We start from the raw sequence: 15339 nt of genomic DNA, 5'->3' as shown, positions 1-15339 counted from the left end.
CAGGTCGTTGGAGCGGCAGCGTCTCGACAAGTGGCTGTGGCACGCGCGGGTGGTGAAGGCCCGCACATCCGCTGCCGCGCTCGTCGAGGCCGGCCACGTCCGTATCAATGGCGTGCGCGAAAAGGCGCCGGGACACGCGGTGAAGGTCGGCGACGTCCTGACGATCGCGCTCGATCGCACCGTGCGCGTTCTCAAGGTGACCGGATTTTGCGAACGGCGCGGCGATGCTGCGGCGGCGCGCGTGCTCTACGATGATTTGCAGAATCGCAAAGAGTGATTAAGTGCACAGAGCAGGCGGCGAGGCCTGAAAACGGCGGTTTGAAGCACGCCGCTTCCCTTGCGGCAGCGCACCGCATGCGCTACGCAAACCCCGGAAAACTGATCCGTTTCGGAGCCTTGTTCGGAGCCCTGGATGACTTACGTCGTCACTGAAGCCTGCATCAAATGCAAATATACCGACTGCGTAGAGGTCTGCCCCGTCGACTGCTTCTACGAGGGCGAGAACATGCTGGTCATCCATCCCGACGAATGCATCGACTGCGGCGTCTGCGAACCTGAATGTCCCGCCGACGCCATCAAGCCGGATACCGAGCCCGGCCTGGAGAAGTGGCTCGAGGTCAACACCGAGTACGCCAAGAGCTGGCCCAACATCACCCAGAAGAAGGACATGCCGGCGGACGCGAAAGAATTCGAGGGTGTGGAAGGCAAGTTCGAGAAATATTTTTCCAAGGAACCCGGCAGCGGCGATTAGGCTGTGGATAAGTTAAGGGCTCGTTGAGCCTGTTTTCGGCCCCAAACTGAACCGAACCAGCTTGGGGGATTTAACCCTGTTAACGGACTTATGGCGGATACGGCCCCGTAAAGGCCCGGAACCCGGCGTAAATCATTGATTTTTGCGGAAAATGTGCTATATTGGGCACATTACAAGCCGATCCTGGCCATGCGTAGCTTGTGGCCCCGGTGGGTTCCCGTAAAACATCGAACAGGGGCGTGGCAGTTCCGCGCGCAGGCTGTGTCACAGAAAACGCGTAAAAAGAGTGCTTCCAAGACGACGAAAAAAGCCGCTCCGGCCAGCCGCAGCGCAACCAAAGGCCGTGCCAAGGCGACCGTAAAGGTCGCCAGGAAGGTTGCGGCCACAAAGTCCTCAAAGAACAAAAGAAGCGCAATGCCAGAAAAGACTGCCAAGACTGCCGCGAAAGCGACGGGTTCGAAGTCCCCTGCGTCGAAAGTTGCTGCCAAGGCTCCCGTGAAGACCCCTGTGAAGGCTGCGCCCCCGAAGGCTGCTGTTGTTGCGCCGAAGGCTCCCGCCAAGCCGGTCGCCGCGGCGCCGCGCGTCGAAGAGCCGAAGAAGGTCGTGACCCAGCGTCAGGGCTTCAAGGCGAACGAATTCGTGGTCTATCCCGCCCACGGCGTCGGCCAGATCCTGGCCATCGAGGAGCAGGAGATCGCGGGCGCCAAGCTCGAGCTGTTCGTGATCAATTTCATGAAGGACAAGATGACGCTCCGCGTGCCGACCGCCAAGGTCGCCAATGTCGGCATGCGCAAGCTGTCCGAGCCGGCGCTGGTCAAGAAAGCGCTGGAGACGCTCAAGGGCCGCGCGCGCGTCAAGCGCACCATGTGGTCGCGCCGGGCGCAGGAATACGAAGCCAAGATCAATTCGGGCGACATCGTCGCGATCGCCGAAGTGGTCCGCGACCTCTACCGTTCGGAATCGCAGCCCGAGCAGTCCTACAGCGAACGCCAGCTCTATGAAGCGGCGCTCGATCGCCTGTCGCGTGAAATCGCAGTCGTCCAGCATTCGACGGAGACCGAAGCGGTCAAGGAAATCGAGAGCCAGCTCGCCAAGAGCCCGCGCCGCGGCGCCAAGACCGAGGCGACCGGAGCTGACGGCGAAGCCGACGAGGCCGATGTCGAAGCCGATGGCGACGACGCTGCCGTGGCCGACGAAGCCGCCTGAAAGGATCCCAATTCCAGGGATTGAAACGAAAAGCCCGGTCGAGAGACCGGGCTTTTTGTTTGGGCTGCGCCAGTTTCCTGTTCCGGCGCCGCCTCCCTTCTCCCTGCACCAGACAACACGGTCGAACGCATTGCGGCGACAGGAGCGCCCACGGTTAACCGCCTGTTAACCATATCCGCTCAGCATCCGGCCTTACAAAGAGTCGCCAAAAGGCGGTCTTCATCGTTCATCCGGGGGCTTGCGGGGGCTCCAAGGAGTAACGCCATGTCGTTACCTGATGCACGACCCCAGGCAAATCTGCTCTCCGAGTTCGCCCTGGCTACGCTCAGCGCATTCGGTTTGGGCTTGCCGATTGCCATCACGATCATCTGGATCTGTTCCTGATCTCGGTGTGGCTTGACGCGGTCGGGCGGCGAAACAGCTCGCCTGCACACGCAATGATAGATTGTTGCCGCCTTACCTCAACCCGTCAGGTCGCCGTCCGCCCGGAATGTGGCCAAATTTTCGGCCATTTGTGACCAAATTTGAGGACGAGGCTTCTGTCCACATCTAATTGAACCGCAGGGGTGTTCAATGAAGACGCAAATTCTGCTGGTTTTTTTCGCCGCTTGTATCGCTGCCCTCATGCCGACTGGCGAGGCAAATGCGAAGGCCATGGAATGCAGTGTTGCTCGGCCATCGAGTGCGCAAGGCTATTGGTCCTGGCGCCTGATCGATGGACGAAAATGCTGGTACGCCGGCAAGACCCAGATCTCGAAATCACTGTTGCAGTGGCCCGCGAAGGCGTCGGTGCAAGCGAAGGCCGATCCGAAGCCCGTGCGGGTAACCGTCGTCCCGGTGACAGTCGTTCCGGTCGCCACGGAAAAGCGCAGCGATCCGCTCGACGCGCAAGCGCGGCTGCTTGAATACGCCAACAGTTTCGAGGCGCGGTGGCGCGCGCGGGCGATCACCGACTAGTGCCAAGTTAGGCCCGTTGGATTTGGGATCCTTCGGGCCAAGGCGCGACCGCACTTGTTGAGGAAATCCGGTGCGGGAAAATCCACGGTTGCAGGTACAGGGGAGGCAACACGTCTTGCCTTGCTGTGAACCTGCCAGGAGGCTCGCCAGAAGGTCCGCTATGCGCTACTCCCACACCGGTCCAGCTAGCGCACTGCTACCACGAAGAAAGCCCGCCTCGCCGCCTCGATCATACGACGAGGCTGGTCTCCCATGGATTGCTTTCGATCAGATCTCTATTTCAAGCGCGGTATTGGCGCGGACCCATTCCGCCTGACCCGCCTTAAGTCGTTTGGCTTGCCATTCCATGCTGATCGGATCGGCCGCGATAGCCGCCATAGTACGCCCATAAGCTTCAAAGCTATCGAACCGGGCCACAAATACGAGGTTGCCGACCTCTCCACTCACGACAGACCAGTAACTAACCTCGCCTCCATGCTTTCTCCAAAGGGCCGCGGCCTCCTTGGAAAGCTGCATGATTGTCTCAAGGTTGCTTCCAGGCTTTGGTTTGGAATCGTATTGGACCACAACTGCAGGCATGTGCTCCTCCTCCTTTGACGTGGTGAAAAACGAATGATCCGTCCAACGCCAACTTCCAGTCTCCGGCGGCCTGGCCTCGAATCCAGAATTGAAATGCGCGCCGCTATAATCTCAGCCGGCTTCCGGGCTTAAAAACAAATGCAGTTATGAATTGACGAACTTCGCTGCGCGCGCGGATGAGCCAATCCTATGTCTGCGCGCGCCCGCTGTGGAGCCAGAAATGTTTCGATAGCGCATGAACCTTCTGGATAGAGGCCAGACTAAGCGGATGCGGCAGAGAAAGCGTGCACTACAAACCGACGCGAACACGGTCGGAGTGCCGATCCATCTCAAGGCAATGCCGACAGTTTCGAGGCGCGGTGGCGCGCGCGGGCGATCACCGACTAGACTCGCTCACGAAGCCTCAGGAAAGTAAGCTGGCGGATGCGTGTGGCCGGCGGGCCTTGTCCGCGCCCTTCGATGGGGCCGTCGGAGACCATCCCAGATGGCGTTTTGAGGGCCTCGACGTGGAGGCCAGCCAGATTTTCGACCTCTTATGACCAGAATAAAAAGCGATGTTGCTTCCCGCGCTCAACCAACCGCAGGGGAAGTGACCGATGAAGATGCAGGTTCGGCCTGTCTTTTTCTTTGCTGTTTGCATTGCTGCGCTCGTACCGATTGGCATGCTGGCCGCGCAGGCCAAAGCGCCGATCAGGGTATGCAGTGCTTCGGCGGCAAAGGCGCAAGGGCATTGGTCCTGGCGCCTGATCGACGGACGAAAATGCTGGTACGCCGGCAAGACGATGATCTCGAAATCATTGCTGAAGTGGCCTGCAGCGGCGCCCGCGCAAGCCAAGGCCGCCGCGCCACCCGTCAACGTCGCCACGGAGAAACGTAGCGGCCCCATGAATGCACAGGCGCGGATGCTCGACGACGATAGTTTCGAGTCGCGGTGGCGTGCACGTGTGAGTAGCGAGTAGTTGAAGTCGGAGCGAGCTTGATGTTCGCTTCCCTTCTCCCATCGAAGCCGGATGTATCCGTCTTCGATCAATTTGATGCCCAACTCGGGTGAACCCGAGCTGGGTGGGAGAAGGTGCCTTCGCGATAGCGAAGATGGATGAGGGGGGTGCCTCGGCGGAGACAGACCCCTCACCCGTCTCGCATAAGCTTTCACTCATTCGATCCAACCTCTGCCACAAGGGGAGCGGGGAAGAAGAGCGGCTTCATTTACTGATTTCGATTTAGCCCGCCGCCTCAATCCACCACGATCTTCACGCGATCCCTTGGCTTGACCTGCGCGTGCTGGTCGAGGCCGTTGAGGATACGGAAGCGCTCGGCGGGGCGGTCGATGCCAGCCATGCGGTGGGCGAGCGAGTCCACGGTATCGCCGGGCTGCGCGGTGATGACTTTGATGCGCAAGGGACGTGCGGCCTGGATTTCTTCCAGCGTCAGGCGGCGGAACGAGTTGACGGTCTCGCGCGCATTGCGCTCGCTCTCGGTGTTGCGCTGCTTGGCGGCGAAGATGAAGCGGTAGACGTCGCTGCCGTAGCGCAGCGCAAAGACCTTGAACTGCCATTGATCGCCGTTCGCGGACGCCGAAGCTACCGGGAAGCCGTTGATCATGAGGTCTTCGGTCGAGCCCTTGTCGACGCCTTCCATCCAGCCGGAATTGAGATAATCGGCAAGCGACTGTTCGGCCGGCACGCGCACCACGTCGAAGCGCATCGCCTGCGTGCCGCCCTCACGCACGCCGATCACGGCCTGCGCGGTGTTGTCCAGCGTGAACGTATCGGGGGCCTGGAAGGTGAAGCCGAGTTTTGGATGCAGGAAGCGCCGGCCGCGCACGAAGCCTTCGCTGGGATCTTCGCCATAGACGATGTTGTCGATCGCGGCGAGATAGGTCTCGCGGTCGCGCTCGGCGCTCTGCGGCGAGGTGTATTGCCGGGCGCTGGCCTGCGCATTCTGCACGCGTTCGGGCGTCGCCGGGTGCGAAGACAGGAAATCCTGCGCGCGGGGATCGAGCGAGGTCTTGCCGGCCTTCATGGCCGCATTGCGCTCCATCGCGGCGAGGAAGCGCGCCGCGCCATAGGGGTCGAAATGGGCACGGGCCGCAATGCCGACGCCGATGCCGTCGGCTTCGAATTCCTGTGCGCGCGAGAAGCTCGCCATCGTCAGTTTGGTTTTCGCCAGCGCCAGCGCCGTCAGATCGGGGTCGTTGCTCATGTCGGTGACGACACGGGTCACGACCGCAGCCTGCCGCGCCTGGTCTTCCCGGATCGAGGCGTGCTTTGCGATGACATGCGCCATCTCGTGGCTCAGCACCGACGACAATTCGGAGGTGTCGCTGGCGAGCGCCACCAGGCCGCGCGTTACATAGAGCTGGCCGGTCGGCAGCGCGAAGGCGTTGACGGCGCCCGAATTGAGGATGGTCACCCGGTAGGCCTGCTCGGGACGGTCGGAAGCCGCCACCAGCCGGTCGACCGTCTTGCCGATCAGGGTCGCGAGTTTCGGATCGTCATAGGCGCCGCCATAAGAGGCGAGAATGCGCTCATGCTCGCGCTCGCTGGCCGGCGTCTGCGCGACGGTGCGGCTCGGCTTCGGCGTCGGGACGACCGGTGCTGCGGTCTCGAGTTTTCCCAAATTTCCACAGGCCGAAACCATCAGCGCGACGCACAGCAGCGCCGGCGCAGCCAGATGGCGGCAGCCCGTGTTTATTTCGCGCCGTTCTGCACGATGCGTCAAATCAGCCACTGAGACCCACGATCCGATCAGGATCGTCGATCTCATCCCTTTTTCGCGTCCAATCCAAATGAAAACCGGTGCCCAGTCTTCGAATCAAGCGCTATTTCCCGCCCAGCACCTCAATTTGCCCCACCCGGAACAGTTCGATCCGTGGTCCACCCCGCGACGAGACAACGCCGCGGACACGAATCCTTCGATTTTCGAGCGACTTAGGTCCAAGGCCGGCGCTCTCGAACGCCGGTATGATGCGCCTTGAAATAGTCGCAGCAAAGTCCCGTGTCCAGTTCCGCCCGAAATTCAGGTACGTGATTGCCCCCGCCTGCCGGACCGACAGAACTTTGCCCTCGATTACCGTAAACTGCCCAATCGCGGACAGAATATCGCCCGGACTTTCCGTGTTTTTTATGGCCGTGGCTTCAGCCCAAATGCCCAATTTGGCATCGCGCGCCGCGCCCTCGGCGGCGGCCAGCGCTGTAGCGCAATTTTTTTCGGATATATCGGCTGATACCAGCGCCTCGCCGCGGCGCAGCAGTTCGCTTTGCACCGAGTGTTCCGAGCCGGCCACGAACACAAAGACGCCTTGGCGGCCGTAGCGGTCCGGCGTGTCGTCGTCGCCGTGCAGCGTCACGTCGCGGCCGCCGGCGATGGCGGACAATGCGGCGCGGTTCCGCACCTTGTCGGTTCCAGCCTGCTCGATCCCAACGAGGCGGACTTCGCGGCCGTCATCGAGACGAAAGCTGCGCCCATCGATCACGGCGGCGACACGGCCTTCGCCCTGCGGCTCGAGCGCGCAATCGGCGGCGTCGGCCGGTCCGACGGATGCCAGCACGAGAAATGACACGGCGCATGCCGGGAGCGAAGCGCTGCCACGCAATGCCGGACGGGTCATAGCGCTGCTCTCTACCCCGCTTGTTCCTGTATGCTCGACCATCAACGGCATTGCTACCTGAGATTGCCACGCAGGGGAAGACAATGGAAGTCAACGGCATCGCGCATATTTTTCTCACCGCATCGAATTACGAACGGTCACGCGATTTTTATCGCAAGCTGTTGCCGTTTCTCGGACTGACGCCGGTGATCGACACCGAGACGGCCTACTACTGCGTCGGCGGCCGCACCGCAGTCGGCATCAGCGCGCCGTCCGCCGAGCATGAAGGCGCGACATTCGAGCAGAAGCGTGTCGGCTTGCATCATCTCTGCTTCCGCGCCCGCGAGCGCGCCGACGTCGACGAACTGCACGGTTTTCTCCAGACGCTCGGCGCCAAGGTGATCCGCGCGCCGCGCGAGGATCAGTGGGCGCCGGGATATTATTCGATCCTGTTCGAAGATCCCGATGGCATCCGGCTGGAGCTCAACCATGTGCCGGGGAAGGGGCTGTTGGCTTAGGTCACGCGCCACGGAGCGAAGCGATGCCCATGATGTCTCTGCAAAGTAATTGATGGGTATCGCTGCGCTCCACTCATCCTGCGCGCTGGTTGTGCAACGCTGCCTGATGCAAACCGCGCGTGCATCAAAATCCAGTTGTTGTCATCCCGTCATGCGCTGCTTGGTAGCGAGCACTGTAGCCGAACACCGCTTTCGCATGAAATAGAAAGCTAATTGCTGCATCCAGGCATGCCATCCCGGGGATATTGGGATAGGTTGTTGCCGTGGCTCAACATTCGGCCTGCTGTCAACCACACATCCGGTGGAGACGATGCAGCAGATTCCAGATTGGCTCGGGAAGCTTGGGCTTGGACAATACGCGCTGCGTTTTGCCGAGAACGGGATTGATCTTGGTGTCCTTCCCGAACTGACGGACCAGGACTTTGACAGGCTCGGTGTCCTGCTCGGCCATCGCCGCAAAATGCTGCGTGCGATCGCCGAACTCAATCAAGGCGAACTGCTCGCCGAGCCGGCGCTTCAGCATGATGCCGAGCGACGCCACCTCACCGTCATGTTCTGCGATCTGGTAGGCTCGACTGCGCTCTCGGCTCGCCTTGATCCCGAGGACATGTGGGAGGTGATCCGCGCCTATCGGGCCGCCTGCGCGAAAGTGATTGCCACTTACGACGGCAGTCTCGCGAGGTTTGTGGGCGACGGGATACTCGCTTATTTCGGCTATCCCCGCGCACACGAGGATGACGCGGAGCGCGCGGTGCGAGCGGGGCTCGACATCATCGCCGCAGTAGGACCGCTCGAAACGCGCGCGGAACGGGTCGAGGTGCGGATCGCGATCGCAACCGGGCTGGTGGTGGTTGGCGAGCTCATCAGCGGAGGCGCGTCAGAGCATCAGGCAATGGTCGGCGACGCACCGAACATCGCGGCCCGGCTCCAGAGCCTGGCGGAGCCGGGGGCGGTCGTCGTTGCTGCTTCGACGCGCGAGCTGCTTGGCGATCTATTCACTTTTCGCAACCTCGGCCTTCGCGAGGTCAAGGGCATCGCCGATCCCATCGCGGTCTGGGCGGTCGAAGGTGGAGCTGCATCGGAGAACCGCTTCGAGGCGGTGCGCACCGCCCGCTCGATGGGCTTTGTCGGCCGCAAGGCAGAGATCGAATTCGCGCTGTTGCGCCAGCAACTGGCGTGGCAGGGCCAGGGCCAAATGGTGCTGATTTCCGGTGAGGCCGGGATCGGCAAATCGCGCATCGTGGCAACGCTCTCCGAGAGCCTCGCGCTGGGGACGCACCGCCGGATACGGTATCAGTGCTCGCCCTACCACACCAACAGTGCGCTTCATCCCTTTGTCGCCCAGCTCGAGCGCGCTGCCGGCATCGGGTCACAAGATACATCCGAGCAAAAGCTCGACAAGCTTGAGGCAATGCTTGCGCTTGGAACGGACCAAGTGGCCAACGCGACGCCGCTCATTGCCGCGCTGCTTTCGATTCCCACTGGCGAGCGCTATCCGACGCTCGGCCTCAGTCCAGTGCAGCAGCGGCGACAGACATTTGCTGCCCTTCTCGACCAGCTTGAGGGTTTGGCACGGCAGCAACCTGTGTTGATTGTCTGCGAGGACATGCATTGGGCCGATGCCACGACGCTTGAGCTGTTCGATCTTACGGTCGACCGGATCAGAGGATTGCCGATACTCGTGCTCATGACCTTCCGGCCCGAGTTCGAGCCGCCCTGGGTGGGTCTCGCCAATGTCAGCCTGCTGCGGCTCGATCGGCTTGACCGTCAGGACACGCGCGCCCTGATCGAGCAGGTGACTGTCGGCCGAAAGCTGCCGGGCGAAATGATGACGCAGATCATCGACAAGACGGATGGCATCCCGCTGTTCGTGGAAGAACTGACCAAGATGGTGCTGGAGTCGGGGTTGCTGGTGGAAGATGTCGGGCGCTATCGTCTCGATAGTCCGCTGCCGCCGCTCGCCATTCCCGCGACGCTGCAGGACTCGCTGATGGCGCGGCTTGATCGGCTGGCTCCCGTCAAGGAGGTGGCGCAGATCGGCGCTGCCATCGGCCGCGACTTCTCATACGCGCTGCTGCAATCCGTGGCGGGACGCGATGCCCTTACGCTGAGCGCTGCGCTGGTGCAACTCGAAGAGGCCGAACTGCTGGTGCGCCACGGGGCGCCGCCGGATGCGACCTACAGCTTCAAGCACGCGCTCGTTCAGGAGGCGGCGTACGAGAGCCTGCTCAAGAGCCGGCGACAACTGCTGCATCAGCACATCGGCGACGTCCTGCGCGACAAGTTTCCGGTCATCGCCGAGACCGAGCCGGAAGTCCTGGCATTCCATTTCACTGAAGCGGGGTTGAACGGAACAGCACTGGAATGGTGGCGCAAGGCCGGCCAGCAGGCATTGAGGCGCTCGGCCTACACTGAAGCCATCGCACATCTCGGCAAGGCGGTTGCCATTGCGGACGCGTTGCCGGTCGGGTCGGGCCGAACCATGGACCGGCTGCAGCTTCAAATCGCCTATGGCCGCGCGCTCCGCGGCAGCCTTGGCCACAGCGCCCCCGAAACGGTGGCCGCATGGAAGCGCGCCCGACGATTCGCTGCTGACATCAACGATCCGGTCGAACTGGCGCCGATCCATTCGGGCCTGTTCAATGCCTGCCTGACCCACGGCGAGATCGCGCCGATGCGGGAGTTGACGGAGGCCATCATGGGCGTTGCCAGGCAGCGACCGGAATCGCCGGTCGCTGCAGTCGTGGCACACTGGACAACCGGAGTAACCTGCTGGTTCGGCGGTGAGTACCTGAGCGCGCGACGGCATCTCGAGCGCGCGCTTGCGATCTATGAGGCTGAGCCTGATCCGGCGACCTTCAAGGCGTCGGCGCTGGACCTGCCTTTCGTCATCATGCGGTTTCTTGCTCTGGTGCTTTGGCCGCTCGGCGGGATTGATCGATCGCGCCGGCTTGCCGCCGACGCGGCGCGTGCGACCGGAGATAAGCCGGCGCTCTCTCAAGCCAATGCGCTCGTTCACAAAGCGGTCTTCGATGGACTATGCGGGGGCAAGCTGCAGGAAACCGAGACGATACTGGCGCTCGGTCTCGCGCGCGAGCATACGATGCCGTTGTATGTCGCCGCCGGCAGCTACCTGAACGGCCTCGCAAGGTGGCGCGCCGGCGACCGGATGGGTGGCTTAACGGAAATGCAGCGGGGCTGGACACTACTGCACGAGAACGACTGCTACCTCTGCGAACCATTTTGGGGGATGCAGGTTGCCGCGGCGAACGCGGAGGCCGGGCAGTTTGAGGCTGGCCTGGAAATCTTGCGGGAGTTGATCTCCTCGACAGAACAATCCGGCCAGCACTGGCTCGATGCCGAACTCCACCGCAGCCGGGGTGAGCTTTTGCTGCGCCTTGGCCCACCGAACGTTTCCATGGCCGAAGACGCCTTTCGCGCGGCTCTGGTAATCGCCCGCACCCAGCAGGCGAAGACTTTTGAGCTGCGCAGTGCAATTGGACTTGCGCGCCTCTATTGTGCAGATGGGCGAGCCGAGGCAATTCCCGAGCTGCTCGCACCGGTTCTTGTTGATTTCGACACGGTGCGAGATCTGCCCGAAATCGAGGAAGCGGAAGCCTTGCTCAAGCAGGCGCAGGCCTTTGGCGATGGCTCCGTCGCGCCGGTGCGCAGGATGGGTTGAGCGACTCGTCCGCCGTAGCTCAACGAGCGAAGGCGGAAGCGATACCCATCCTACGCAGCGCGGTCGCGCCAGTCATTCCGTTCAACGGAAAACGCGGCCGTGTCGTCAACGCCTTGCCGCTATGGATGCCATGCGGCATGATCGCGCCGAGCAAAATTCGAAGCCGCAGGCAATGCGGCATCAGACGAGGGAGGGCCTTTCGTGAAGAGAGCAATCACAGGCATTTTCGCCGCTGCGCTGGCGATGTCGGCGAGTGCGGCATTGGCGCAGAGCAAGCCGCCGCTCAAGCTTGGCGGCATTCTCGACATGTCGAGCCTGTATGCCGATATCACCGGGCCGGGTTCAGAGACTGCCGCGAAAATGGCGGTCGAGGATTTTGGTGGCGAAGTGCTTGGCCGCAAGGTCGAGATCATCGCGGCCGATCACCAGAACAAGGCCGACCTTTCCGCCAACATCGCCCGCGACATGCTGGACAATCAGGGCGTGGAGATGCTTTTTGACGTCGCGGCGTCCGCCACCGCGCTCGCCGCCGGCGAGATTGCGAAGGCGCGCAACAAGATCGTGATATTCAACGGCCCCGGCTCGATCCGGCTCAGCAATGAGGCGTGCGGCCCTTATACGGTCCATTATGTGTTCGACACCTTTGGCCAGGCCAATGTGACTGGCCTGGCCGCCGTCAAGCAGGGCCTCGATAGCTGGTACTTCCTGACCGCCGACTACGCCTTCGGCCAGGATCTCGAAAAGGACACCAGCAATGTGGTGCTGAAGTCCGGTGGCAAGGTGCTGGGCAACGTGCGTCATCCGCTCAACACGTCGGATTTCTCCTCGTTCCTGCTGCAGGCGCAGGCTTCGAAGGCCAAGGTAATCGGGCTGGCAAACGCCGGCGGCGATACCGTCAACGCCATCAAGCAGGCGGCCGAGTTCGGATTGATGAAGGGCGGCCAGAAAGTCGCGCCGCTGCTCGCCTTCGTCACCGATATCGACAGCATCGGTCTGGAAACCGCGCAGGGCCTGCTGCTTTCGGAAGCCTTCTATTGGGACCTCAACGACGACACCCGCGCTTTCTCGAAGCGGTTCATGGAGCGCATCAAGCGGGTGCCTACTTCAGCGCAGGCCGGCGTCTATTCTTCCGTGACGCACTACCTGAAAGCCGTGAAGGCTGCCGGGACCACCGATTCCGCCGCCGTCATGAAGATCATGAAGGAAACCCCTGTAAACGACATGTTCGCGAAGAACGGCAAGATCCGCGAGGACGGCCGCATGGTGCATGACATGTATTTGTTCGAGGTGAAGAAGCCGTCGGAGTCCAAGGCGCGCTGGGATTACTACAAACTGCTGACGACGATCCCTGGCAACGAGGCGTTCCAGTCGCTGGAAGTCTCGCGCTGTCCGCTGGTGAAGAAGTAGAGCGTGCCTTCGTAGGGTGGGCAAAGCGCAACGTGCCCACCATTCCAGCGGCAAAGTTGGTGGGCACGGCGCAAGCGCGCCTTTGCCCGCCCTACGGTTCTTCTCGTATTGACGCATTCAACCAACAACAAATGAAAGCACGACACATGAGCGCAAACGAAATGGTTCTCCAGAAGCTCGACTCCGGCTTGCTCACCATCACCATGAACCGCCCCGACCGGCGCAACGCGCTCAATCCGGACATGACGCGCGGGCTGGTGGAAGCGGCGCGGCGGGCGGCGGAGGATCACGAGGTGCGCGCGGTGCTCCTGAAGGGCGCCGGCGGCACGTTCTGCGTCGGCGGTGACGTCAAATCGATGGCCGAGGGCAGGGCGCCGCTCGGCTTCGAGGCCAAGATGGCCAATCTGCGCCGCGGCATGGAAGTGTCGCGCATCCTGCACCAGATGCCGAAGCCCGTGGTGGCGCAGGTCGATGGAGCCGCTGCCGGCGCCGGACTTTCGATCGCGCTGTCCTGCGACCTGCGCGTCGCCAGCGCCTCCTGCAAGATCACCACCGCTTTTGCCAAGGTGGGATTATCGGGCGATTACGGCGGCACCTATTTCCTGACCCAGATGCTCGGAGCTGCGAAAGCGCGCGAACTTTATCTGACCTCGCCGGTGCTGAGCGCGACGGAAGCTTACAATCTCGGCATGGTGACAAAAGTGGTGCCGGACGCCGACATCGACGCCGAGGCGCACGATCTCGCGATGTCGCTGGCGCAGGGGCCGTCGGTGACGCTGGGCTACATCAAGCGCAATATCAACAACGCCGAGACGATGTCGCTGGAAGCCTGCTTCGACGCCGAAGCGATCCATCATTCGCGCTCGGGCGACACCGCCGACCACAAGGAAGCGGCAAAAGCCTTTGTCGAGAAGCGCAAGCCCGCGTTTCAGGGCCATTGAGATGGCTGAGTATCTGAGGCTGCGGCAGATCTGCCTGGTGGCGCCGCATCTCGCGCCAGTGATCTCGGATATTTCAGAAATCATGGGGCTCGATGTCTGTTACCGCGACGGAAATGTCGCCAAATACGGCCTGGAGAATGCGCTGCTGCCGGTGGATACGATCCTGCTGGAAGTGGTGGCGCCGTTCCAGCCGGGTACCGCGGCGGGGCGGTTCCTCGACAAGACCGGCGGCCGCGGCGGCTACATGGCGATCTTCTGCTGCGACGATCCCGACGCGCGCGGCAAGCATGCCAACGGGATCGGCGTGCGCACGGCCAACGTGATCACGCACGCGCCCTATCACGGCGTGCAACTGCACCCGCGCGATTGCCGCGCGGCGTTCATCGAGTTCAACCACACCGAAGGCAGCGACGATGTGCTGGGACCCTATCCGCCGGCGGGGCCGGACTGGCAGAGGGCGATCCGGAAGGACGTGACGCTGGCGCTGACGGGGGTCGAAATGCAAAGCCCGGACCCGCAAGGACTGGCCGAGCACTGGGGGAAGATCACTGGGGTTGCCGTCAGCAAGGGGGCGAGCGGCGAGCCTGAACTGAAACTGCCCAATGCCAGTTTTCGCTTCGTCAATGGCACGAGCGATCTGATGAGCGGACTGACGTTCAAGGTCGCCGATATCGCGACCGTGCGCGATGCGGCCAAGGCGAAGGGCTGCAAGATGTCGGGGGATGCGTTCGATCTTTGCGGGGTGACGTTTCGGCTGGTGGCGTGAGGCCGTAGGGTGGGCAAAGCGAAGCGTGCCCACCATGCATCTCAGAGTGCGAACGAGATGGTGGGCACGCTGCGCTTTGCCCACCCTACGAAGTGACGTTCGTCGCGCTTCTTACCGCCCCTTGAAATTCGCCACCCTCCGTTCCGCCGTCGCCTTGACGCCTTCCTTGAAATCCTCCGTCGCGCGGAGTTTGGTCTGCTCGGCGAGTTCGTGGTTGGTGGCGGCCATGACGCGGTCGGCGAGGCCGGCGCGCATGGTGGCACGGGTGGAGATCAGGCCGAGCGGCGAGCATTCGGCGATCTCTGCGGCGAGTTTCATGGCCTCAGTGCGCACCTGATCCTGCGGCACGCAGAGATTGGCGAGGCCCATCCTTGTCGCTTCCTCGCCGGTGACGCGGCGGCTGGTGTAGAAGATCAATTCCGCATTGTTCTTGCCGACCAGTTCAGGAAGCGTCGCCGTCAGGCCGAAGCCGGGATGAAAACCGAGCTTGGTGAAATTGGCGGCAAAGCGCGCCTCGGGGCAGGTGACGCGGAAGTCGGCGGAGACCGCAAGTCCTAGCCCACCCCCGATGGCGGCACCGTGGATGGCGGCGACGACCGGCTTCTTGTTGCGGAAGATGCGCACGGCCTGAACGTAGAGATGGTTGATCGGCAAATTGGCAGCCGGATCCTTTTGCGCGCTGGCCTCCTGCTCCTGCCGCTTCGGATCGGAGAAGTCGGCGCCGGCGCAGAACGCCTTGCCTTGCGCTGCGAGCACCGAGGCGCGGATTTCGATGTCGTTGTCGAACTCTTCCAGCGCGTCCGCGATCTGGTTGATCAACGAGACGTCGAAGAAGTTCAAGGGCGGTTTGCGGATTTCGATCAGGCCGACATGGCCGTGCTTCTCGACGCCGATATCAGTGTACTTGGTCATGAGGTTTCCTCTTTGAATTAGCGCAGACCAG

Annotated in this window: 15 protein-coding genes; 11 read left to right on the top strand and 4 right to left on the bottom strand. The window is 62.2% G+C overall.

Going from position 1 to position 15339, the window contains the following annotated elements; genetic code table 11:
* Positions 1-7: 7 nt before the first annotated feature.
* The 4 genes from ACVWVY_RS04155 to ACVWVY_RS04140 all read left to right on the top strand — a co-directional run bounded on the left by ACVWVY_RS04155 (position 8) and on the right by ACVWVY_RS04140 (position 2914).
* Positions 8-277 (top strand): RNA-binding S4 domain-containing protein, encoded by a 270-nt coding sequence (locus ACVWVY_RS04155; RefSeq protein ID WP_456625187.1) that lies wholly within the window; start codon positions 8-10, stop codon positions 275-277.
* Positions 278-412: 135 nt separating this feature from the next.
* Entirely contained in the window at positions 413-751 is a 339-nt protein-coding gene (gene fdxA, locus ACVWVY_RS04150) for a ferredoxin FdxA (RefSeq protein ID WP_456625186.1), read from the top strand.
* A gap of 414 nt (positions 752-1165) precedes the next feature.
* Entirely contained in the window at positions 1166-1957 is a 792-nt protein-coding gene (locus ACVWVY_RS04145; protein WP_456625185.1) for a CarD family transcriptional regulator, read from the top strand.
* A 573-nt stretch (positions 1958-2530) separates the two neighbouring features.
* Positions 2531-2914, top strand: a complete 384-nt coding sequence (locus ACVWVY_RS04140; protein ID WP_456625184.1) for a hypothetical protein — start codon at positions 2531-2533, stop codon at positions 2912-2914.
* Between the two features lie 267 nt (positions 2915-3181).
* Here ACVWVY_RS04140 and ACVWVY_RS04135 read toward each other — a convergent pair whose 3' ends face one another.
* The gene (locus ACVWVY_RS04135; protein ID WP_456625183.1) at positions 3182-3493 is read right to left on the bottom strand and encodes a hypothetical protein; all 312 of its coding nucleotides are present in this window, start codon (positions 3491-3493) and stop codon (positions 3182-3184) included.
* 596 nt (positions 3494-4089) lie between these two features.
* Here ACVWVY_RS04135 and ACVWVY_RS04130 point away from each other — a divergent pair.
* Entirely contained in the window at positions 4090-4452 is a 363-nt protein-coding gene (locus ACVWVY_RS04130; protein ID WP_456625182.1) for a hypothetical protein, read from the top strand.
* Between the two features lie 274 nt (positions 4453-4726).
* Here ACVWVY_RS04130 and ACVWVY_RS04125 read toward each other — a convergent pair whose 3' ends face one another.
* On the bottom strand, positions 4727-6133 hold the full coding sequence (locus tag ACVWVY_RS04125; protein WP_456632095.1) for a M48 family metalloprotease: 1407 nt from the start codon (positions 6131-6133) through the stop codon (positions 4727-4729).
* Between the two features lie 181 nt (positions 6134-6314).
* Complete coding sequence (locus ACVWVY_RS04120; RefSeq protein WP_456625181.1) at positions 6315-6842, bottom strand: thermonuclease family protein; 528 nt, start codon at positions 6840-6842, stop codon at positions 6315-6317.
* On the opposite strand from ACVWVY_RS04120, the gene ACVWVY_RS04115 reads away from it, so the two are divergent.
* The 6 genes from ACVWVY_RS04115 to ACVWVY_RS04090 all read left to right on the top strand — a co-directional run bounded on the left by ACVWVY_RS04115 (position 6831) and on the right by ACVWVY_RS04090 (position 14396).
* Positions 6831-7052: a hypothetical protein gene (locus tag ACVWVY_RS04115; RefSeq protein ID WP_456625180.1), complete on the top strand. Its 222-nt coding sequence runs from the start codon at positions 6831-6833 to the stop codon at positions 7050-7052. The genes ACVWVY_RS04120 and ACVWVY_RS04115 overlap by 12 nt on opposite strands.
* A 134-nt stretch (positions 7053-7186) precedes the next feature.
* Positions 7187-7600, top strand: coding sequence for a VOC family protein (locus tag ACVWVY_RS04110; RefSeq protein ID WP_456625179.1), 414 nt, complete (start codon positions 7187-7189; stop codon positions 7598-7600).
* A 310-nt stretch (positions 7601-7910) separates the two neighbouring features.
* Entirely contained in the window at positions 7911-11282 is a 3372-nt protein-coding gene (locus ACVWVY_RS04105; RefSeq protein ID WP_456625178.1) for an adenylate/guanylate cyclase domain-containing protein, read from the top strand.
* Between the two features lie 243 nt (positions 11283-11525).
* Positions 11526-12689 carry an ABC transporter substrate-binding protein gene (locus ACVWVY_RS04100; RefSeq protein ID WP_456632094.1) on the top strand — a complete coding sequence of 388 codons (1164 nt, stop codon included), beginning with the start codon at positions 11526-11528 and terminating at the stop codon, positions 12687-12689.
* A 146-nt stretch (positions 12690-12835) separates the two neighbouring features.
* Positions 12836-13630 carry an enoyl-CoA hydratase gene (locus ACVWVY_RS04095; RefSeq protein WP_456625177.1) on the top strand — a complete coding sequence of 265 codons (795 nt, stop codon included), beginning with the start codon at positions 12836-12838 and terminating at the stop codon, positions 13628-13630.
* 1 nt (position 13631) lies between these two features.
* The gene (locus ACVWVY_RS04090; protein ID WP_456625176.1) at positions 13632-14396 is read left to right on the top strand and encodes a hypothetical protein; all 765 of its coding nucleotides are present in this window, start codon (positions 13632-13634) and stop codon (positions 14394-14396) included.
* Between the two features lie 111 nt (positions 14397-14507).
* Here ACVWVY_RS04090 and ACVWVY_RS04085 read toward each other — a convergent pair whose 3' ends face one another.
* Positions 14508-15308, bottom strand: a complete 801-nt coding sequence (locus ACVWVY_RS04085) for an enoyl-CoA hydratase/isomerase family protein (RefSeq protein ID WP_456625175.1) — start codon at positions 15306-15308, stop codon at positions 14508-14510.
* Positions 15309-15339 lie beyond the last annotated feature (31 nt).

This window comes from Bradyrhizobium sp. URHC0002, assembly GCF_054059515.1.
This window is presented reverse-complemented; position numbering and strand designations above follow the sequence as displayed.

Bases quoted from the DNA above. Each gene is read 5' to 3' on its own strand.
- ACVWVY_RS04110 (WP_456625179.1), top strand. From the start codon at position 7,187: ATGGAAGTCAACGGCATCGCGCATATTTTTCTCACCGCATCGAATTAC.
- ACVWVY_RS04105 (WP_456625178.1), top strand. From the start codon at position 7,911: ATGCAGCAGATTCCAGATTGGCTCGGGAAGCTTGGGCTTGGACAATAC.
- ACVWVY_RS04130 (WP_456625182.1), top strand. From the start codon at position 4,090: ATGAAGATGCAGGTTCGGCCTGTCTTTTTCTTTGCTGTTTGCATTGCT.
- ACVWVY_RS04090 (WP_456625176.1), top strand. From the start codon at position 13,632: ATGGCTGAGTATCTGAGGCTGCGGCAGATCTGCCTGGTGGCGCCGCAT.
- ACVWVY_RS04125 (WP_456632095.1), bottom strand. From the start codon at position 6,133: ATGGTTTCGGCCTGTGGAAATTTGGGAAAACTCGAGACCGCAGCACCG.
- ACVWVY_RS04095 (WP_456625177.1), top strand. From the start codon at position 12,836: ATGAGCGCAAACGAAATGGTTCTCCAGAAGCTCGACTCCGGCTTGCTC.
- fdxA (WP_456625186.1), top strand. From the start codon at position 413: ATGACTTACGTCGTCACTGAAGCCTGCATCAAATGCAAATATACCGAC.
- ACVWVY_RS04100 (WP_456632094.1), top strand. From the start codon at position 11,526: ATGTCGGCGAGTGCGGCATTGGCGCAGAGCAAGCCGCCGCTCAAGCTT.
- ACVWVY_RS04145 (WP_456625185.1), top strand. From the start codon at position 1,166: ATGCCAGAAAAGACTGCCAAGACTGCCGCGAAAGCGACGGGTTCGAAG.
- ACVWVY_RS04085 (WP_456625175.1), bottom strand. From the start codon at position 15,308: ATGACCAAGTACACTGATATCGGCGTCGAGAAGCACGGCCATGTCGGC.
- ACVWVY_RS04140 (WP_456625184.1), top strand. From the start codon at position 2,531: ATGAAGACGCAAATTCTGCTGGTTTTTTTCGCCGCTTGTATCGCTGCC.
- ACVWVY_RS04135 (WP_456625183.1), bottom strand. From the start codon at position 3,493: ATGCCTGCAGTTGTGGTCCAATACGATTCCAAACCAAAGCCTGGAAGC.